The organism is Pseudoalteromonas sp. NBT06-2 (assembly GCF_002276045.1).
Classification (GTDB): Bacteria; Pseudomonadota; Gammaproteobacteria; order Enterobacterales; family Alteromonadaceae; genus Pseudoalteromonas.
Genome location: NZ_NQMR01000025.1, coordinates 11,640 through 32,678, shown reverse-complemented (window position 1 = coordinate 32,678; position 21,039 = coordinate 11,640). Strand labels below are relative to the sequence as shown.

Genomic DNA, 21,039 nt, shown 5'->3' with positions numbered 1-21,039 from the left:
TTTTAAGATGATATTACAAAAATTTAATATGTTTAAATATAGAATTATTAAAGGTTATAAGTATGAATAACTGGTTTAAATCAGGATCACCTTGGATATGGTTAACGGGTGGCGCAGTTAGTATCAGCTTGATTTCAGTAATAGGTTTGCTCGCGCTTATCGCTTGGCGTGGATTAAGCTTCTTTTGGCCATCAGAAGTGGTGCAATTAGAAATTGAAAAAGCAGGTATTAAAAGTACTGTTATCGGTGAAATTTATGATAGAGAGCAAGTACCTACATCTCGTATATTAGCAACAGGAGTGGATTTAGGTGACTATAAAGAAGAATTTATTGATCGTTTACTTGTCAAAACAGGTAATCGTGAGTTTGTTGAGTTAGATTTTCGTTGGATATTAACAACAGATATTAAGTCTCAATCTATACCACAAGATATGGCCGTTTTTGAACGAAGTAAAAACGGTAACTTTTATGGTTATGTGGAAAAAGTTATTGAAAATGGCCAAGCTCATACATCAGGTAAAATTGAGAAACTTGAAGTATTGGTAGATCGAGCGGTATCTCTTAATGATGAAGCGCTTGATTTACAAAATGGTGCTATTGGACACATTAATTATGAATTAGAACGTGCTCGCTTAAAGCAACGTGCCTATGAATTAGATGGAGAATTAACGCAAGAACGTATCCAAGAATATGAGCAATTTAAAGCAGAGCAAAAAGACAAGTATGATGTATTAGAGGCTGAGCTATTTAAATTACGTGATGAAGCTAAACGTGACCAAGTAATAGTAAAAGATATGCGTGGTGAAATGGTGACAATACCTTTATACCAAGTACTTGATTTTACGTTTCCAAATAATATGAGTTTCTTTGCTAAATTAGGTCAATATTTTGTTCAGCTTGGTAAGTTTGTATCTGACGATCCAAGAGAAGCAAATACAGAAGGTGGTGTATTCCCAGCAATATTTGGTACAGTTTTCATGGTGATGTTGATGGCTGTGATTGTTACGCCATTTGGGGTGGTAGCTGCTATATATTTACATGAATATGCAGCAAAAAATGCAGCAACAAAAATGATACGTATTGCGGTGATCAACTTAGCAGGTGTACCTTCTATTGTTTATGGTGTTTTTGGCTTAGGTTTTTTTGTGTATATGCTAGGGGGGAGTTTAGATCAATTATTTTACCCTGAAGCATTACCAGGTCCAACTTTTGGTACGCCAGGTGTAATGTGGTCTGCACTAACTTTAGCGATATTAACTCTACCAGTTGTGATTGTATCAACAGAAGAAGGACTATCTCGTATACCAAGCTCAATTCGTCAAGGTTCGTTGGCTTTAGGTGCGACTAAATTCGAAACGTTATGGCGTATTATAGTACCTATGGCGAGCCCTGCTATTATGACTGGTTTGATATTAGCTGTTGCCCGAGCTGCAGGTGAAGTTGCACCATTAATGTTAGTGGGTGTTGTAAAAATGGCACCTACACTACCATTAGATGGCAACTTCCCATTTATGCATTTAGACCGTAAGTTTATGCATTTAGGTTTCCATATTTATGATGTTGGCTTCCAAAGCCCTAATGTTGAAGCTGCAAGACCATTGGTTTACGCCACTGCATTTTTATTAGTCTCTGTTATTATTGCATTAAATATTACAGCGATTGGTGTGCGTAACCATTTACGTGAAAAATTTAAAGTATTAGAGCATTAATAGCTCAACAAGTTAATGTGATAAGTAGTGAGCTTTTAAGCTCGCTAATTAGAATCCAATATTTAGGTAAAGAAAATGATTACAGTTGCACCAAAAGTTTCAAATTCAACAAGTGGTTTAAAATTAGATCTTGAAAACTTAATGCCAGAACAAACAGCATTGGAAATTAAAAATCTTGATTTGTTTTATGGTGAAAAACAAGCGTTAAGCAATATCAATATGAAAATCCCAAAAGGTCAAGTAACTGCGTTTATCGGGCCTTCAGGTTGTGGTAAATCAACTTTATTACGTTGCATTAATCGTATGAATGACTTAGTTGATATTTGTCGTATTGAAGGCGAAATTCAGCTTCATGGTGAAAATATCTATGATAAAAAAGTTGATGTTGCCTCATTACGCCGAAATGTCGGCATGGTATTCCAACGCCCAAACCCATTTCCAAAATCTATTTATGAAAATATTGTTTATGGCTTAAGATTACAAGGTATTAAAGATAAGCGCCGTTTAGATGAAGTTGTTGAGAAATCATTACGTTCAGCAGCAATCTGGGACGAAGTAAAAGATAGATTACATGATAGTGCATTTGGTTTATCAGGTGGTCAGCAACAAAGATTGGTAATCGCACGTTCGATTGCAATTGAACCTGAAGTATTATTACTCGATGAACCTACATCGGCGCTCGATCCTATTTCAACTTTAGTTATTGAAGAATTAATTGGCGACTTAAAAGATAAATTTACCGTTGTTATTGTGACACATAATATGCAACAAGCTGCACGTGTATCAGATCAAACGGCATTTATGTATATGGGAGAGTTAATTGAATATTCAGATACCAATACCTTATTTACGACTCCAGCTAAAAAGAAAACAGAAGATTATATTACAGGTCGTTACGGTTAGGTTTTAATTTAAAGCTAAAAACTAGCGTGCTGGGTTTTATGACCTAGGTTAATAAAAAATTTAAGTGGAAAGAAAATGGAACATAATTTAAGCAAACATATTTCTGGTAAATTTAATCAAGATTTAGAAAATGTACGAAATCATGTATTAGCTATGGGTGGACTAGTTGAACAGCAATTAAATTCAGCATTAGATGCCGTCTCTTCTGGTGATTCAGAACTAGCAAAAAAAGTAAAAAAAGATGACTACAAGGTAAATGCAATGGAAGTGAGTATAGATGAAGAATGTACTCGTATTATTGCAAAACGCCAACCCGCAGCGAGTGATTTACGTTTAGTTGTTGCCATTGCGAAAACGATTGCAGATTTAGAACGTATTGGTGATGAAGTACGTAGAATTGCACAAGTTGCCCTTGATTCGTTCTCTAAAGAGCAACAAGGCTTGTTAGTTATGATTGATAATATGGGTCGTTTAGTATCTAGAATGTTACATGATGTTTTAGATGCTTTTGCACGTATGGATGTTGATGCTGCATTTAAAGTACATAAAGAAGATGCTAAGGTTAATCGCGAATATGAAGCATTAATTAGACAAATCATGACCTATATGATGGAAGATCCTCGTTCAATACCAAAAATAATGGCATTAGTTTGGTCTGTTCGTTCACTTGAACGTATTGGAGACAGGTGTCAAAATATAGCGGAATATGTAATTTATTTTGTAAAAGGAAAAGACATTCGTCATATTTCTCAAGAAGATATAGCAAAAGATATTTTAAAAATGTAATCGACTTTAATTACAATATTGATCAAATTGAAATTTAATGGATTTAAGATGATAAAAATCGATTCACAATCGACATTTATACTGTAAAATCCGCGCTGCAAATAAGAAATGAAGGGTAAGTGATGTCTGGAAATGCGTTTTTTGGAGTCTTTGCAAAGTCTCCGATCAAACCAATAGAAGAACACATAACAAAAGTTCACGAAGCAAGTGCTACATTAATGGATTTTTTTCAACATGTGTTTAAAAAAGAATGGCAACAAGCTGAGCAAGTTCGTTTACAGATCAGAACGCTAGAGCGTCAAGCTGATGTGATGAAACGAGATATCAGAATTCAGTTACCAAGAGGGTTATTTTTACCTGTTGAGCGTACCGATTTATTAGAATTGATCACTCAGCAAGATAAAATAGCGAATAAAGCAAAAGATATTGCAGGTCGTATTATTGGCCGTGAGATGGATATACCAAGAGAGATCCAAGATGATTTCCTTATTTATTTATCTCGTTGTATAGATGCAACTAAACAAGCATCTAATGCAATCAATGAATTAGATGAACTATTAGAAACAGGCTTCAGAGGTCGTGAAGTTGTTTTAGTGGAAAAGATGTTAGTGGAATTGGATGCCATTGAGCAAGATACTGATGAGATGCAGATCAAGCTACGCAGACAACTACGTGAAATTGAAGGCCAGATGAGTCCGATTGATGCAATGTTCTTATATAAGATCATTGAGTGGGTTGGTGATTTAGCCGATATTGCTGAGCGAGTTGGTGCTCGTCTTGAGTTAATGTTAGCTCGTTAGTTATTAATAAAAATTAAAAGCGAAAGGTATTCCTATGGATTTTATTGCATCCTACGGCACTATGTTGGTGCTGATTGCTGCGGCAGTTGGTTTTTTTATGGCTTATGGTATTGGTGCAAATGATGTTGCCAATGCGATGGGTACATCTGTCGGTTCTAAAGCACTGACAATTAAACAAGCAATTATCATTGCTATGATCTTTGAATTTGCAGGTGCATATTTAGCGGGTGGTGAAGTTACATCAACGATACGAAAAGGTATTATTGATGCTTCATATTTCACAGCAACGCCTGATATTTTTGTATTAGGTATGATATCTGCGTTATTTGCTGCGGGAGCTTGGTTATTAATTGCTTCAGCTTTAGGTTGGCCTGTATCAACAACTCACTCAATTATTGGTGCCATTATTGGTTTTGCCTTAGTTGCAGTAGGTACTGATGCGGTTACTTGGAGCAAGGTAGGCGGTATTGTTGGAAGTTGGATTGTTACACCAGTATTATCAGGTATTATTGCTTATTTCATATTTATGAGTTCGCAAAGATTAATCTTTGATACAGCTGAGCCATTAAAGAATGCAAAGCGTTATGTGCCTATATACATGGGGTTAGCTGGTTTTGTTATGTCTTTAGTGACAATCAAAAAAGGTTTAAAACATATTGGTATTAATATGGGGGCAACTGAAGGTTACTTATTATCTATTGCGATTGCAGTGCTTGTTGCAATTATAGGTAAGGTAGTGATTCAGCGTTTAAAATATGATCCTAAAGCTGATAAAGAAATGCAATTTAACAATGTTGAAAAAGTATTTGGTGTATTAATGATACTGACTGCGGCATGTATGGCATTTGCTCATGGTTCAAATGATGTTGCTAATGCAATCGGTCCATTAGCTGCTGTTGTTGGTATTGTTGAAAACAATGGTGAAATTGTTAAGAAAACAGCGCTTGTATGGTGGATATTACCTTTAGGTGGTATTGGTATTGTGATTGGCTTAGCAACACTTGGTAAAAATGTAATGAAAACCATAGGTGAAGGTATTACGCATTTAACACCTAGTCGTGGCTTTGCTGCGGAATTGGCTGCGGCATCTACCGTCGTTATTGCTTCAGGTACTGGTATGCCAATTTCTACAACACAAACGCTTGTTGGTGCTGTTTTAGGTGTAGGTATGGCCCGTGGTATTGGTGCATTAAACTTAGGTGTTATTCGTAATATCGTAATTTCTTGGGTTATTACTTTACCAATCGGTGCATTCTTAGCTATCGGTATATTTTTTATTTTAAGAACTGCATTTGGCATATAATAAACCTGCTGCGCAGCTTTATTAAGACCACTTCATGGTATTTTAAAAATATTAAAAAGGCTTCTGAACAGAAGCCTTTTTTAATTGTTATATATGCCTTGTCCTGAAATGTGTTTACATATTTAGGACTTATTATGAACAACTCAAACACTATGCATACTAAACGTACCTAACGTGATTATTCACTAGGCTTTAAATTACAAGTTGTTACCGCTTTAGAAAAAGGCGATATGATTCATAATCAGGGAATAACCAAGAATTACAAATCATGCTTTGTACTCGTATCTTACCGAAACTCTGAAGCCTGCATTTCCAAGTAGCACAGGTATACGTTAACTTTCATAAAAAATTGTTATAAGGGAAGGTTTATTTGATATAATGCCGCGCCTGTTACTTTCGTTATGTTTTGAGATCCTAATGATTAAATTTATCATCAAATTACACCCTGAAATAGCGATTAAAAGTCGTTCTGTTCGTAAGCGTTTTACAAAGCTTTTGGAAAATAATATCCGAATCCTTGGTCAGCGTTTCGATGAAAAAATAAAGGTACACAACAATTGGGATAATTTAGTTTTAGTATCAGATAGTAGCGATGATGAATCACGTTTAGCTTTAATTGATATCTTAAAAAATATACCAGGCATAATGCAATTTATAGAAGTTGCTGAAACGCCTTTTGAAACGGTAGATGACATATACCAGGCTGCCTTAGAATTAAATAGAGATGTTATTGCTGGTAAGACTTTTTGCGTTCGTTGTAAGCGTGTTGGCAAACATGATTTTAGCTCCGGGGAAGTAGAACGTTATGTTGGTGGTGGTTTAAATCAAAACGTTGAAGGTGCAAGTGTTAAATTATCTAAACCTGAAGTAACAGTAAAAATAGAAATTAAACAAGATTTAGCTTACATCGTAAAAGAAACGCACTTTGGTGTTGCAGGCTTCCCGCTTCCGAGTCAGGAAAGTGTGTTATCACTTGTCTCTGGTGGCTTTGATTCAGGTGTCGCGACTTATCAAATGATACGTAAGGGCGCGCGTACACACTATTTATTTTTTAATTTAGGTGGCACTGCGCACGAGATTGGTGTTAAGCAAGCCAGTTATTATCTATGGAATAAATTCAGCTCTACACATAAAGTTAAATTTGTTGCAATTGATTTTGATCCGGTAGTTGCTGAGATTTTAGAAAATGTTGAAAACAGCCAGATGGGTGTTATTTTAAAACGTATGATGATGCGTGCCGGCTCTGTTGTTGCAGAAAAAATGGGCATAGATGCTATTGTAACAGGTGAAAGTTTAGGGCAAGTTTCAAGCCAAACGTTAACAAATTTAAGCATAATTGACCGTGTTACTGATACCTTAATTTTACGCCCATTAATTCAGCATGATAAACAAGAAATTATCGATATTGCCCGTGCTATTGGTACTGCTGATATGGCTGAAGTAATGCCTGAATATTGTGGTGTGATCTCTAAAAAACCGACAGTTAAAGCTAAAATTGGCAAAATCTTAGCGGAAGAAGAAAAGTTTGATTTTGACATCTTAGATACGGTCATCGAAAACGCACGTGTGATGGATATACGTGACATAGCTAAAGAAGCCCAAGAAGAAGTGGCTGATGCAGAGTCTGTATCAGATTTACCTCAAGATGCAGTCATTATTGACATCCGCTCTTCTGAAGAAGAAGACAACAATCCTTTAGATGTAGCAGGCCATGATGTTGTGCATTTACCTTTCTTCCGTTTAGCAACTAAGTTTAGTGACTTGCCAAAAGATATAGAATATTACTTATACTGTGATAAAGGCGTAATGAGTCAGTTACAAGCTTTAATATTACATGAGCAAGGTTATAAAACAGTTAAGGTTTATAGACCTTAACTGTTTTTAGGGCCTGAATTACTAGTTTGGGTATATTATGCTTGTGCGTATCGTTCTCTTTCAGGTAACCAGCGCTTAATTAATTTATTACTAGGCTCTGGATACTGATGCAACATATTGAGTGCGATGGGGCGAACTTGTTTTACTAAATAAGCATCTCGTACTAAATCTGCAATTTTAAATTCAGCTAATCCAGTTTGTTTTGTGCCAAGTACTTCACCTGGCCCTCTAATTTCTAAATCTTTTTGTGCGATAACAAAACCGTCAGAGCTGTCTCTTAATACACCTAATCGCTTTTGTGCGGTTTTAGACAATGGGCTGTGATAAAGCAATACACAGTGCGAAGCAATATGGCCTCGACCTACACGCCCACGCAACTGGTGTAATTGTGCTAAACCCAGACGTTCAGGGTTTTCAATAATAATAAGGCTAGCATTAGGTACATCAACACCGACTTCAATTACTGTTGTAGCGACTAAAACCTGAAATTCGCCATTTTTAAATTGTGCCATCACAGCTTGCTTTTCAGCTGGTTTCATTCTGCCATGTACCAAAGCGATTTTAAGATCTGGCAAGCAAGTTTGTAAATAAACGGCGGCATCTTCTGCTGCTTGGCATTGCAGTACTTCAGATTCTTCAATTAATGTACAAACCCAGTAAACCTGTCTATTTTGATCTTTACAGGCCTTTTCTACTCGACCTATGATTTCATCTCGCCTAGTGTCAGGTAAGGCAACTGTGGTAATTGGCGTTCTTCCTGGTGGTAGTTCGTCTATAATAGATGTTTCTAAATCTGCATAAGCTGTCATAGCTAATGTTCTGGGAATAGGCGTTGCAGTCATAACTAATTGATGTGGATAGCAAACAGTATTTTCATCAATTTCAAATTTCCCTTTTTCTCTTAACTCTAACCTTTGATGTACACCAAATCGATGTTGTTCATCAATAATGACTAATGCTAAATTATTAAAAACAACCTGATTTTGAAATAAAGCATGTGTACCTACGATCATTTGAGCTGAACCTGAAGCAATTGACTCTAAAGTTGTTTCTCTCAGTTTTCCTTTAGTTTTACCTGCCAGCCAAGCAATTTTTATATCAAGTTGTTCAAACCAATCTCTAAAGTTAGTGGCATGTTGTTCAGCTAATATCTCAGTTGGTGCCATTAATGCCACTTGATATCCTTGAGAAATAGCACAAAGCGCACTGAGTGCTGCCACTAGAGTTTTTCCTGAGCCAACATCCCCTTGAACCAAACGCATCATAGGATAGTTTTGTGCTAAATCATTTTTAATTTCAGATACAACTCTTTGTTGTGCTTGAGTGGGTGAGAAAGGCAGACTCGATAAAAACTGAGCTTCTAATTGATTTGTTGGTGGTAAATTAATCGCTTGATGATCTTGGCCTTTTTGTCTTAATTTTAACAGGCTGATATTTTGGGCTAATAGCTCTTCCATAACCAAGCGTTGCTGTGCCGGATGCGTACCAAACTCTAATAAAGTTTGATTGGTATCTGCGCAAGGGCGATGTAATGAGAGCAAAGCTTGTTTTAAACTTAAACCATTGGTTTGATGCTCAACGGGTAATAATTCTTCAATATTATATTTATGTAATAAATCGACAGCTTGATCGCTTAAGTTACGGATACTGAGCTGTTTTAGCCCTTCTGTAGTATGATAAACAGGCGTAAGAGTTTCTTCTTCATTTTCTTGTTGTGAATAGCCATCATGAGTTCGTACTAGTTTATATTCAGGATGCGCCATTTCAAAACCACTATGACCACGGCGAACTTCACCAAAACAACGAATCGTTTTACCTTGAATTAAGCTTTTTGTTTGTGCGGCTGTAAAATTGAAGAATCTTAAAGTGATGCTACCGGTGCCATCGTTAGCATTAACAATAAACATGCGCCTTTTGCCAAATGTTACTTGGCTTGTTTCTATTGTCGCTTGAATACTGACATGGGAATGAATTTGCAATTCGTAGATAGGCACGCATTTTGTTCTATCTTCATAACGCATAGGTAAATGAAATAACATATCTTGTACAGTATGAATATGTAATTTATATAAACGTTCTGCCATTTTTGGGCCAACGCCTTTAAGCTCTGTAATAGGATATTGGCTTAAATTAGGAAGTTGACTCATTTATTGCTCAATTAGATTCATCAAAGTGATAATATGAAATGTTGCCAGAATTTTAGGTTAACCACAACTCGGTTTAAGGGATAGTTATCAGATATTAAACCGCGTTAAGGCAAAGATAGCTGCGAGAGGTATATGGCTTATGAATTCAACCTAAGGGTAAAAGTTCACTAGATTATTAACTCTAATTTAACTTGCTTTGTATCTTAGTATATTCCAAAAAGCTTCAGTCGCTATAATTTCGCCTTGCTCGTCAATGGCTGGGTAATCTAAGTCCTTTAATTTACATTGTTTTGCTATGACAGGATGACAGCCTTCAAATAATAATTTATGTTTAATACTGTTGCATAAATCTGAGTCATCATACATCTTTGCAATTTTTCTTTGTCTTTGTGCTTCAAATAAGATTAAAGCGGTCGCAACAGATACGTTAAGAGACTGCACCATACCTTCCATTGGGATCACAATATGTTGATCGGCTAAAGCTAAAGCAGTATCTGATATCCCCGTTTGTTCTTGGCCAACGATCACAGCTGTTGGTTTTGTATAATCAATTTCTCTAAAATCAACGGCTGTATCAGATAAATTTGTGGCTAATAGTTGAATACCAGGTGTTCGAGTACGAATATCTTTAATGGCATCTTCTACTGTTATATGCATATGGGTTTCAACCCAGTTTTTGCTACCACCTGAAGTATTGCCTGTTACACGTTTTTGATTTTCTGGCCATACAGCATGAACTCTATGAATACCAACTGCATCTGCCGTGCGTACAATCGCAGATAGATTATGATGTTTATGTACTTCATCTAAACAAACAGTTAAATCAGTTTGTCTTTTATCTAAAACGTTTTTGATTCTTTTATAGCGATTGTTTGGCATGCTGCGACTCATTAATACTCGTAGTTGAAAATCGGCTGAGATTATACCTAAACATGAGAGTTCTGCCTACTAAGGTAAAACATCTCGATTAATTGGGTTTTGTAATGATATTAAGGTTTCTGTTGATTGTATCTCTTCAATTGTTTGTATTTTATTGATCAACACCATTTGAAGATGATCAATTGAACGTGTCATTAACTTAATAAAAATACTGTAGTTTCCGGTTGTGTAATAAGCCTCAACGACCTCTTCAAATTCTTCGAGTTTTTTTATTGTTGTAGGATAATCTTTAGCATTTTTTAAGTTGATACCGATAAAGCAACAAACATCATAACCTAAGTTTTTTGCACTAATTGATACTTTAGTACCTTTAATTATGCCTGCAATTTTCATTTTTTCTACTCGGACATGAATTGTCCCCGCACTGACTGCTAATTTTTTAGCCAATTCAGCATAAGGGATACGCGCATTTTCAGTTAAAGCCTTAAGAATGTTTTTATCTAGATTATCGATCTCATAATTTTGCATTGTATTTTACCGCTCTTATTATTGATCTCTTAGCTTAAGAACTATTTTATTGTTAATAAATTCAATGTAAAGCTATTTTTAATGAGGTATGTTGAATATTATTGTGATTTAAGTGAGGATAATAGGTAAGAAATGTAAATTTAATGAGAATTACCATGAGTAGCCAATACATAAAAAGCCAAGTACAGATCAGCAAAGTAAAGCAATTATTTTCAGCACAACTAGAATCACAACTAGGGCTAATTGAAGTGCAAGCACCAATTTTAGCTCAAGTAGGTGATGGTATTCAGGATAACTTAAGTGGGTATGAAAAAGCCGTAGAAGTTAAAGTGAAATCATTACCAGAAAAAGAGTATGAAGTTGTGCACTCGTTGGCAAAATGGAAGCGAAAAACATTAGGCGAGCACGCTTTTAGTATTGGAGAGGGTATTTATACGCATATGAAAGCCCTTAGACCAGATGAAGAAAAGCTTAGTCCAATTCATTCTGTATATGTTGATCAGTGGGATTGGGAAAAAGTAATTTGTGAATCAAGTGAGCGTTCATTAGATTATTTAAAAGCGACAGTAACAACACTTTATAGTGCAATAAAAGCAACAGAATTTGAGCTGGATAAATTATATCAATTAAAGCCATTTTTACCTGAATCTATCATTTTTATTCATTCACAAGAGTTAGTTGAGCAATACCCTGATTTATCAGCAAAAGATCGTGAAAGAGCCGTTGTAAAAGAGTATGGTGCGGTATTTTTAATTGGTATAGGCGGTGAGTTATCCGATGGTGATATTCATGATGTTCGTGCTCCAGATTATGATGACTGGTCTAGTGCGACATGTGAGAAATATGCAGGATTAAATGGTGATATTTTAGTTTGGAACCCTGTATTACAAGATGTATTTGAAATTTCATCTATGGGTATTCGCGTTAGCCCTGAAGCGTTAGAGAAACAACTTGAAATTACAGGTGACAGTGCGAGGTTAGAGTTAGATTGGCATAAAATGTTATTACAGTCTAAGTTGCCGCAAACAATTGGCGGTGGCATAGGTCAATCAAGACTCGCTATGCTGTTATTACAAAAACAGCATATAGGCCAAGTACAGGTGGGTGTATGGTCAGAGCAATTAAAAGCTGAGGTTTCTGAAATTCTGTAACAATAAATTTTCAGTGCAGCTTTATTGAGGTAACGTATGTCAAGCTCTTTAAAAGTTTATTTGGCTTTTGACATAATTGTATAATCATGTCAAAAATATCACAAAGATAATCTAATTCATGATCTTAAAACACGATTAATTAGGTTCACTATCGATACCTAAGGTAGCAAAAAATCAAAGTGAGCCGTGCTTTACATCATTTTATAAACTAACCAACTAACTAATTATTATTTAGTTAGTTGATGGTATCTCCATAATACCGTCAATTTCAATTTGTACAGCTTTTGGTAGCGCACTTACTTGTACCGCAGCACGAGCTGGATAGGGTGTTTTAAAGTATTGGCTCATTACATCATTTACAATTGCAAAGTTAGATAAGTCAGTTAGAAATATATTTACTTTAACCATATCTTGTAATTCACCGCCAGCAGCTTCACATACTGCAACAAGGTTTTTAAATACTTGATGTGCTTGCTCTGTAAAATCTTGTGAAATGATCTCCATGTTCTGAGGTACTAACGGAATTTGACCTGATAAATATACTGTTGTTCCCACTTTCACAGCTTGGTTATAAGTGCCAATTGCCGCAGGCGCTTGATCTGTATTTACAATTACTTTTGCCATTTTATTTCCTTTAATCATAATTAGCTGCTTTATTTTTTATAAATAAATTAGCCGCTATTTTTTGCGATACACTTTTTGTACTTCTGGTACAACTCTTATTTTTCTCATTACATTGGCAACATGAATACGATCTTTTACCGTAATAGACATATCTACTATGTATAAATTACTTTCTTTTTCTTCGGTTGTTATTTCAACAATATTTGCCGAAGTACTTGAAATCAAATTTGTAAGCTTAGCCATTGAACCTTGATGGTTTATTAACTCAACTCTAAACGCTGCAATATATTCTTTTTCTGGTGCATCTTCCCATTTAACAATAAAGAATTTAGCTGGTTCATTTTCCCATCCTCGAATATTTTTACATTCATGTCGATGAACTGTAAGTCCTTTTCCTTGACTTACATGAGCCACAATATCATCACCTGGAACTGGTCGGCAACATTTAGAATAGTTCACTAACATGCCTTCAGTACCAATTAAGGCGGCTTTGGAATCATCTTTTACTTCATTTACATTATCAGAGTCTTCAGAATCGATGGATAATAACCGTCTGGCTATCATAACACTCATAAAATTACCGAGTCCAATTTCAACTAATAACTCTAATAAGCTTGAAACTTGATTATCTTCAAGAACTTGATTAATTTTATCTTGCGATAACTCTTCAAGAGAAGTTTCACCTAAAGCAGATTCTAATAAACGCTTACCTAGATTCATGGCTTCATCATTTTGCTGTGTTTTAAGGTAATTTCTAATACCTAAACGGGCTTTACCCGTAACAACAAAATTGAGCCAAGTCGCATTTGGATGAGCACCTGAACTTGTTATCACTTCTATCGTTTGTCCGGTGTCTAAAGGCTGGCTTAATGGATAGGGCTTTCGGTTAACTCGAACACCAACACAAGAATTACCAACATCTGTATGTACTGTATAAGCAAAATCAATTGCAGTAGCACCCATTGGGAGCTCTACAATACGGCCATCAGGTGTAAATACGTAGATTTCTTCCGGGAATAATTCTGTTTTGACATTTTCAATAAACTCAAAAGAAGAACCTGCACTTTGCTGTAGTTCTAATAAACTTTGCATCCATTGGCGTGCACGTTGTTGTGCCGTATTACCTGAATTGTCGCCTGACTTTTTATATGTCCAATGAGCAGCAACCCCCATATCAGCCATTTGATCCATCTCTTTAGTTCGAATTTGGATTTCAACAGGAATACCGTGAGGGCCTACTAAAGAAGTGTGTAGTGACTGGTAACCGTTGGTTTTTGGCACAGCAATATAATCTTTAAATCGTGTTTCAATAGGCTTATATAAATTATGGGTAACACCTAATACGCGATAACATGTATCTAAAGAATCAACAACTATGCGAAATGCATAGATGTCCATCACTTCATTAAACATCAGTTCTTTATTTAGCATTTTTCGGTAAATGCTATAACTGTGTTTTTCACGACCTGATACTTCAGCTTCAATGCCTGATTCTTGTAATCGCGTAATGATTTCATCTTGGATATTATTAATTATCTCTTTGCGATTACCGCGTGCTTTAGCAACTTCTGAGGTTAAAGCGCGGTGGCGCATAGGGTAGAGTGCTTGAAAACCTAAATCTTCAAGTTCATTTTTTATATCATGAATACCTAAACGGTTGGCTATAGGAGCAAAAATTTCAAGAGTTTCTTTAGCGATACGGCGTCGTTTATCGGGGCGTAATGCACCTAATGTTCGCATATTATGAGTTCTATCTGCTAGTTTGATTAATATAACGCGAATATCTTGCGTCATAGCCATAATCATTTTCCGATAGTTTTCAGCTTGGAATTCTTTTTTGTTTTTATATTTTAGCTTATCGAGTTTGCTCATTCCCTCAACAAGTTCAGCTACTGTTTCACCAAATATTTCAGCTAAATCCTGCTGGCTGAAATCTGTATCCTCAATTACATCATGCATTAATGCTGCCATTAATGTTTCATGATCTAAATTCATAGCAGCCAGTATTTGAGTTACTTCAACTGGATGAGTTATATAAGGTTCGCCACTTGAGCGAGTTTGCCCTTCATGAGCTTCTCGTGCAACAACATAAGCTTTTTGCACTAATTCAACTTGATCTTCAGATAAATACTCTGAGATTTTCTTTTTTAAACCTTCAAAAAGATACATTCACGCTCCAATGCATTATGAGGTGAGATAATAGGGGTATGTCTTACAATATACGATGAAATAAGCTAGATGTGAAGAGGGGAATTAACAGCCTTTAGTATTAAAAGTTAAAGACTGCTAAAAAGTATACTTTACTTATTGGTTTCCACCAACAATAGCTGCGACAGCAGCTAGTTCAACAGCTTCTTGATTTTGTTCTTCAGCAAGATCAATGCTATCTAAACTTGTATTAGTTACTAAACCAGCTTCGATTTCACGAAGTGCGATAACAGTAGGTTTATCGTTTTCAGGTTCTACCATCGGATCTTTGCCACCAGTAGCTATTTGGCGAGCACGACGTGCCGCAACCAAGATTAAATCAAAACGATTACCAATTTTATCTACCGCATCTTCAACAGTTACACGAGCCATCGAATACTCCCAAAATTCAAAAAATTTAATTTACGCAAGTCGAGTAGTCTACTTTAAGAGCGAGATTTAGCCAAACAATTTTTACTTTATGCAGGTAAAAGATCGTTAATTAAGGTATTAAACTTCAAAGCTTGGTTAATTTGCTTCAATCTTTGACCAAAAACGATAGTTTCTAGTTGATATAATGCAGTATCAAAATCATCATTAATGATTAAAAAATCAAATTCATTGTAATGAGACATCTCAGCTTGTGCTTTATCCATACGAGATTTTATTACATCGCTAGAATCTTGACCACGTGAGTTAAGTCTATTCTCTAACTCTTGTTTCGAAGGAGGCAAAATAAAGATAGTTTGTACTTCTGGTAGCACTTTTCTCATTTGTCGGGCACCTTGCCAATCGATATCTAAAAATACATCAATGCCTTGAGCAAGCTGAGACTCAATACTTTGTTTTGAAGTGCCGTAATAATTTTCAAAAACTTGAGCCCATTCTAAAAAGTCATTCGCTTTAATTAGCTTTTTAAACTCATTTACAGCAACAAAGTGATAATGCTCTGTGTTATTTTCGCCTAGACGAGGTTGGCGAGTAGTATGAGAAACTGATACTTTCATATCCGAATGGCGCTCTAATAAAGCATTAATTAAGCTAGATTTACCCGCACCAGAAGGTGCTGATAAGATAAATAAATTTCCGCGAACTTGTGACATCAATCTTCTCGACTTTCTATGTTAGATATTTTTATAGCTACAAAACTAAATAAAGCTATAAATTTTTCCCTATTTTAAATGCATTTTGGTTGAATGGCTATAAATGATAAAACTGATGTAAAAGCGGTTTTTATTCATGCTGAATTTAATTATTTAATATTGTGGATTTCAACGTAGGATATCATCCATCAGTGTCTTGTAGCTCAGTAGAATAAGGTGGTTCAGTTATGTAATCTTAACCAGACTATCAGCGAGCTTCCACTCGCGCTACCATTTTTGTAAACAATCAAAGTTAGCTTATTGGTTTGGTATACCTATATAGTGTTTGCCTCTTTTTAAGAGATTTAAGTATTTTTGAGTTACAAAAGTTATAAATTGAGATAGCTATCAAGTAAATTACATTATTAGTTTAAAATCGTTACCAAATTTTTTAGTCATGATATGGATCAAAGTCTTCCCTTGCTCCGAAAAACGCCCAATGAGGTACGCCTTTATTAATTGAGTTTTATAGTCAATTTTTTTGATAAAGGTTTTAATGCCGATATGCTATCACCATATTTAAGGGTATTTGATATCTCAAAATAACCATAAATTTAATTTTCAATTATTGTTAATAGTGATGTTTTGAGCAATAAATTATGTATTTTTAACTTTTTATTAAAAATTAATTTTGGAAATATATTCCTAGCAAAGTCAATATAAACAACAATATCATTGCATATTATGCACTAAAGAGTGAATACTCATTCAGAATGTTTTTTCCTCAATTGTTTTACAGTTTTTTTAATGTTTATTTAATGTAATAAATATAAAGAAACAGTAAATGTAAAAGGGGATTTAATGTTTAAACCAAGTGTGATCTCACTGGCAATTGCAAGCTCGCTTGCTACGCCAATTACCATTCAAGCAGCAGAAGTTGGTGCTGAAAAATCAATTGAAGTTATTCAAATATCAGCCACAAGACGAAAAGGAACAGTTCAAGAGGCACCACTGAATATTACCGCTTTAGATGGTGATGTGATGAAAGACCAAAATATCAGTGAGCTTGCTGATGTGGCTCGTTGGGTGCCAGGTCTGACAGTAACAGATCAAGGGGGTCGCTCAGGTTCTCCTATTATCGTACGTGGTTTAAATACAAATTCCTCTGGGCCTGGTTCAGATGGTGGCACAGTAGCAACCTATATAAATGAAATTCCAGTATCTATTGATATGCGCTTAACTGATGTTGAGCGTGTTGAAGTATGAATTGGTCCGCAGGGTACACTGTATGGTGCGGGCACTTTAGGTGGTGCAATTCGCTACATGTTAAAAGCACCACAACTTGATATCACTACAGGTGAAGTATACGGAGATATATTTTCAGTAAATGAAAGTGATAGTACCGGTGGTGAAGCTGGCTTTATTTTTAACCTGCCATTAATTGAAGATCAGCTAGCAATACGTACTAGCTTAAATGTATTTGATGATCCTGGTTTTATTGATTACGGGTATGTTGTAAAAGAAGGCGGTGTATCATTGCCAGATCCTGACTGGGCAAATAATTCAGCAATAAATGACAACTTAAAAAAAGTAAAAGATGCAAACGGTGAGCAAACGACTACGGCCCGTATTTCTGTACGTTGGCAACCAACTGATTGGCTAGATAGCACTTTAAATTATTTTTATCAAAAGCAAGATACAAAAGGCCGATCCATCGTTCACCATAATGCATTAAACCCAAATAATGGTTTAAACTCAGTATTAGATAAATATGAATCCGCATACCGTTATGAAGAACCAAGAGAAAAAGAAGATTCACTATTAAGCCTTGAAATAAAAGCAGATCTTGGATTTGCAGAATTAGTTTCAGCTACAGGTTTATCAACATTTGAATCCGATGGCCAACGGGACCAAACCGATTTACTGATCCGTTTAGATTATGGTTATGAAGAATTTCCATCATTTTCAGCTTTTACACGTGAATTAACAGATGATGAGGCCTTCACTCAGGAAATCCGTTTAGTATCTCAAAATGAGTCAGCTTTAAACTGGATTGTTGGTGGCTATTATAACAAATATGAAAGCGATGCCTCTAGCCGAGAATATACACCTCATTACGATGAGTTTTTAGGTGGCTCTCGACCTGATGATCTAGAATATTATTCAATTAGCAGAAGCGAAACCACAGAACAAGCCATTTTTGGAGAGTTAGGTTATGCGGTAAATGAAAAGCTAAATATTACTTTTGGTGCGCGTTTTTATGAATATAAAGTATGGGCAGAATCAGATGAGGACTTCCCATGAGCAAATACAGTATTTAGTGGCGCTGCACCAGATGCTATTAACTTTGAATTTGTTGAAAGCAATGCGAAAGATGATGGTAATTTATTTAAGTTTAATGCTAACTATCAATTTTCAGATGACGTAATGGCTTATGCAACTGTCAGTGAAGGCTTTAGAATTGGTGGCTCAAATGGTATTACTCAGTGTCCAGATCCATTACCAGATAAACAAACTGGTTGTGGTACCGCAGATGATTTATTGTATAGTCCAGATAAAACGACAAACTATGAGTTAGGCTTTAAGAGCACTTGGTTTAAAAATAAACTACACTTTAACGCCGCGGTATTTAATGTTGATTGGGATGATGCCCAAGTAGCTGGTGTAACAGATGTAGGCCAGCTTCCTATAACATCAAATGCAGGTTCTGCAAACGCTCAAGGTGTTGAGATTTCATCTCGCGCTATTGTAAGCGATAATCTAACAGCCTATGCGACTTATGCATATACACAAGCTGAACTTACTAGTGATGCGCCATATTTATTTAATAAAGACGGTAGTGATGGTGGTCAAGATGGCGATAGATTACCAGGCTCTGCAGAAAACCAATTTTCACTAGGGTTAAACTATCAAACCGAAGTGATGAATAACAAAATGCTAGATGTAAATTACGGTATTACGGCACAAAGTGATGTGATCACTAAAGTGGGTTTACGTAACAGTGCAGAAACATTACCAGGATATGGCTTAAGTAACTTATCTGCAAAAATATCCGCTGATGTCTGGGCTGTCACTTTTTATGTAAATAACTTATTTGATAAATATACCTATACATCAGTTAGGCGTGACAATGCAGATATTACATCAGCTAATGGCGCGCAAATTCAAAGAAATTATGGACATTTTATAAACCGTCCTCGTACCCTAGGACTAAAGTTCAACTATCAATTTGAACTGTAATTCTAAAATACCAAGCCTGAAATACTATTTCAGGCTTTTTATATAAGATTTTTGCAATGACACAAGAAATTTTAACTCTTCATCGTGCTGCACAAGTTGCACTTAACAAATCAGATATAAAAACGGCACATGGTGCTTTAGTTGCTTTATTAAAATTAAACCCTAACCATGCCGATGCTTACTTTCTGTTAGCTATGGTTAATCTTCAAGTTGGTCAATTAAATAAAGCCATTGCATTAATTACTAAAGCACTTTCATTTGATAAACAAGATGAATATTTGGCACAACTTGCTAAATGTTACGCTATATCTGGAGATTTAAAAAAGGCACTGAAATGTACTATTGATGTAGATATACAAAATATAAAATCCGCTTTAGTGGCAGATACTTTTGCCGTTGCTTTAAGCCATATAGAGTATCACCAACGCGCTATTTTATTTTTTAAACACGCCTTAAAACTAGATAATACCAAAGCACAATTTCATTATAATTATGGTGTATCTTGTAAGTTTATTGGTGATTTTAAAACTGCTGAATCAGCTTTTGAAAATGCCATAGAAATTAATCCTATACATTATCAGGCACATTTTGCTTTAAGTGATATAGGCAATATTTCCAAAAATAAAAATCATATTTCACGGTTAAAAGTCGCATTTGATAAACAAACTCATCCCGATGCTATATTACACTTAGGTCATGCATTAGCAAAAGAGTATGAATGTTTAGGTGATTATGAAAATGCATTTAGTTATTTAGAAAAAAGCAAAAATAACAAATTAAAAAATAGTCATTATGATTTTTTAGAATATCAAAAACTATTTCATCACATTAAATCTATCAGTACACAAAAAAATACAAGTAAAGGCGCAGATACCAAAGAACCTATTTTCATTTTAGGTATGCCACGTTCAGGTACAACACTTGCTGAACGTATTATTTCAAGTCATGACCTAGTGACTTCAGCTGGAGAACTTCAAGATTTTGGTATGAGTATCAAAGAGCTCACGCAAACAAAATCTAATAAAGTGTTAGATAGTGAAACAATTACAGCGGCTTATAATTTAGACTTTGAAAAACTAGGCAAGACTTATTTAACTAGAACACGCACAATAACAGGCGATACACCTCATTTTATTGACAAACTGCCATTTAATTTTTTTTATGTCGACTTAATTAAACGTGCTTTACCTAATGCGAAAATTATTTGTTTATTACGTAATCCAATGGATACTTGTATCGGTAATTTCAGGCAGCTATTCACTATAAATAACCCCTATTATGGTTATTCACTTGATCTTAATATTACCGCACAATTTTATACTGAATTTTATAAATTAGTACATCATTGGCAATCACAAAAAAACGCCAATTTCATGTTGCTAAACTATGAAAATTTAGTTACTGAACCAACCAGTCAAATTAAAAAAATTATAGATTTTTGTGATTTACCATGGCAAGAGAGTTGTCTTGAATTTCATACAAATAAAGCACCTGTTTCTACAGCCAGTAAAGTACAAGTGCGAGAACCAATTAATCAAAAAGCTTTAGGGCGTTGGAAAAAATATCAAAACAATACACTTGAAGCACAATCTATTTTAAAGCAGCAAGGGATTGAGTTTTAATTTAACTCAAGTTTATTTGTTTTATTTTCTTTACGAATAGACCCTGTAACAGAGGCAATGAAGTGGCCAATTTTACTTGACCACTTCAGACTTTTTGTTATCCCTAGAGGTTCCAGTTCTTCACTTTTAACGCCCTTTGTTACTAAAAAAATAGCGATTGCGATTCGCTTTATTTCGGTAAAGTTTTTCATCTTATTCCCGCT

At 35.3% G+C, this 21,039-nt stretch carries 16 protein-coding genes and 1 pseudogene; 9 read left to right on the top strand and 8 right to left on the bottom strand.

Going from position 1 to position 21,039, the window contains the following annotated elements; translation table 11 throughout:
- The first annotated feature begins 62 nt into the window (after positions 1–62).
- The 6 genes from pstA to thiI all read left to right on the top strand — a co-directional run bounded on the left by pstA (position 63) and on the right by thiI (position 7,376).
- Positions 63–1,709, top strand: coding sequence for a phosphate ABC transporter permease PstA (gene pstA, locus CJF42_RS07345; protein ID WP_095366056.1), 1,647 nt, complete (start codon positions 63–65; stop codon positions 1,707–1,709).
- 75 nt (positions 1,710–1,784) lie between these two features.
- On the top strand, positions 1,785–2,612 hold the full coding sequence (gene pstB / locus CJF42_RS07340; protein ID WP_095366055.1) for a phosphate ABC transporter ATP-binding protein PstB: 828 nt from the start codon (positions 1,785–1,787) through the stop codon (positions 2,610–2,612).
- Between the two features lie 75 nt (positions 2,613–2,687).
- Positions 2,688–3,398: a phosphate signaling complex protein PhoU gene (phoU, locus tag CJF42_RS07335; RefSeq protein ID WP_095366054.1), complete on the top strand. Its 711-nt coding sequence runs from the start codon at positions 2,688–2,690 to the stop codon at positions 3,396–3,398.
- 122 nt (positions 3,399–3,520) lie between these two features.
- On the top strand, positions 3,521–4,198 hold the full coding sequence (locus CJF42_RS07330; protein WP_095366053.1) for a TIGR00153 family protein: 678 nt from the start codon (positions 3,521–3,523) through the stop codon (positions 4,196–4,198).
- Positions 4,199–4,232: 34 nt separating this feature from the next.
- Positions 4,233–5,501 carry an inorganic phosphate transporter gene (locus CJF42_RS07325; protein WP_095366052.1) on the top strand — a complete coding sequence of 423 codons (1,269 nt, stop codon included), beginning with the start codon at positions 4,233–4,235 and terminating at the stop codon, positions 5,499–5,501.
- A 417-nt stretch (positions 5,502–5,918) separates the two neighbouring features.
- Positions 5,919–7,376 carry a tRNA uracil 4-sulfurtransferase ThiI gene (thiI, locus tag CJF42_RS07320; protein ID WP_095366051.1) on the top strand — a complete coding sequence of 486 codons (1,458 nt, stop codon included), beginning with the start codon at positions 5,919–5,921 and terminating at the stop codon, positions 7,374–7,376.
- 35 nt (positions 7,377–7,411) lie between these two features.
- On the opposite strand, the gene recG is transcribed toward thiI, so the two are convergent.
- From recG to asnC, 3 genes are all read right to left on the bottom strand, one after another.
- A complete protein-coding gene (recG, locus tag CJF42_RS07315) occupies positions 7,412–9,523 on the bottom strand; it encodes an ATP-dependent DNA helicase RecG (RefSeq protein WP_095366050.1) in 2,112 nt (703 codons plus the stop codon).
- A gap of 186 nt (positions 9,524–9,709) precedes the next feature.
- Positions 9,710–10,402: a tRNA (guanosine(18)-2'-O)-methyltransferase TrmH gene (trmH, locus tag CJF42_RS07310; RefSeq protein ID WP_095366049.1), complete on the bottom strand. Its 693-nt coding sequence runs from the start codon at positions 10,400–10,402 to the stop codon at positions 9,710–9,712.
- Between the two features lie 69 nt (positions 10,403–10,471).
- A complete protein-coding gene (gene asnC / locus CJF42_RS07305) occupies positions 10,472–10,930 on the bottom strand; it encodes a transcriptional regulator AsnC (RefSeq protein WP_095366048.1) in 459 nt (152 codons plus the stop codon).
- Positions 10,931–11,085: 155 nt separating this feature from the next.
- On the opposite strand from asnC, the gene asnA reads away from it, so the two are divergent.
- Positions 11,086–12,081, top strand: a complete 996-nt coding sequence (gene asnA / locus CJF42_RS07300) for an aspartate--ammonia ligase (RefSeq protein ID WP_095366047.1) — start codon at positions 11,086–11,088, stop codon at positions 12,079–12,081.
- 231 nt (positions 12,082–12,312) lie between these two features.
- Here the strand turns inward: asnA and CJF42_RS07295 are convergent, their stop codons facing one another.
- The 4 genes from CJF42_RS07295 to gmk form a co-directional block, all read right to left on the bottom strand.
- On the bottom strand, positions 12,313–12,705 hold the full coding sequence (locus CJF42_RS07295) for a RidA family protein (protein ID WP_095366046.1): 393 nt from the start codon (positions 12,703–12,705) through the stop codon (positions 12,313–12,315).
- 54 nt (positions 12,706–12,759) lie between these two features.
- Positions 12,760–14,874, bottom strand: coding sequence for a bifunctional GTP diphosphokinase/guanosine-3',5'-bis pyrophosphate 3'-pyrophosphohydrolase (gene spoT / locus CJF42_RS07290; protein ID WP_095366045.1), 2,115 nt, complete (start codon positions 14,872–14,874; stop codon positions 12,760–12,762).
- Between the two features lie 135 nt (positions 14,875–15,009).
- Positions 15,010–15,285: a DNA-directed RNA polymerase subunit omega gene (gene rpoZ / locus CJF42_RS07285; protein WP_095366044.1), complete on the bottom strand. Its 276-nt coding sequence runs from the start codon at positions 15,283–15,285 to the stop codon at positions 15,010–15,012.
- An 86-nt stretch (positions 15,286–15,371) separates the two neighbouring features.
- Positions 15,372–15,995: a guanylate kinase gene (gmk, locus tag CJF42_RS07280; RefSeq protein ID WP_095366043.1), complete on the bottom strand. Its 624-nt coding sequence runs from the start codon at positions 15,993–15,995 to the stop codon at positions 15,372–15,374.
- 840 nt (positions 15,996–16,835) lie between these two features.
- On the opposite strand from gmk, the pseudogene CJF42_RS07275 reads away from it, so the two are divergent.
- Positions 16,836–19,214, top strand: a pseudogene (locus CJF42_RS07275) (TonB-dependent receptor).
- Positions 19,215–19,270: 56 nt separating this feature from the next.
- Complete coding sequence (locus CJF42_RS07270) at positions 19,271–20,836, top strand: tetratricopeptide repeat-containing sulfotransferase family protein (RefSeq protein WP_095366042.1); 1,566 nt, start codon at positions 19,271–19,273, stop codon at positions 20,834–20,836.
- On the opposite strand, the gene CJF42_RS07265 is transcribed toward CJF42_RS07270, so the two are convergent.
- A complete protein-coding gene (locus CJF42_RS07265; RefSeq protein ID WP_095366041.1) occupies positions 20,833–21,027 on the bottom strand; it encodes a hypothetical protein in 195 nt (64 codons plus the stop codon). The genes CJF42_RS07270 and CJF42_RS07265 overlap by 4 nt on opposite strands.
- Positions 21,028–21,039: the final 12 nt, after the last annotated feature.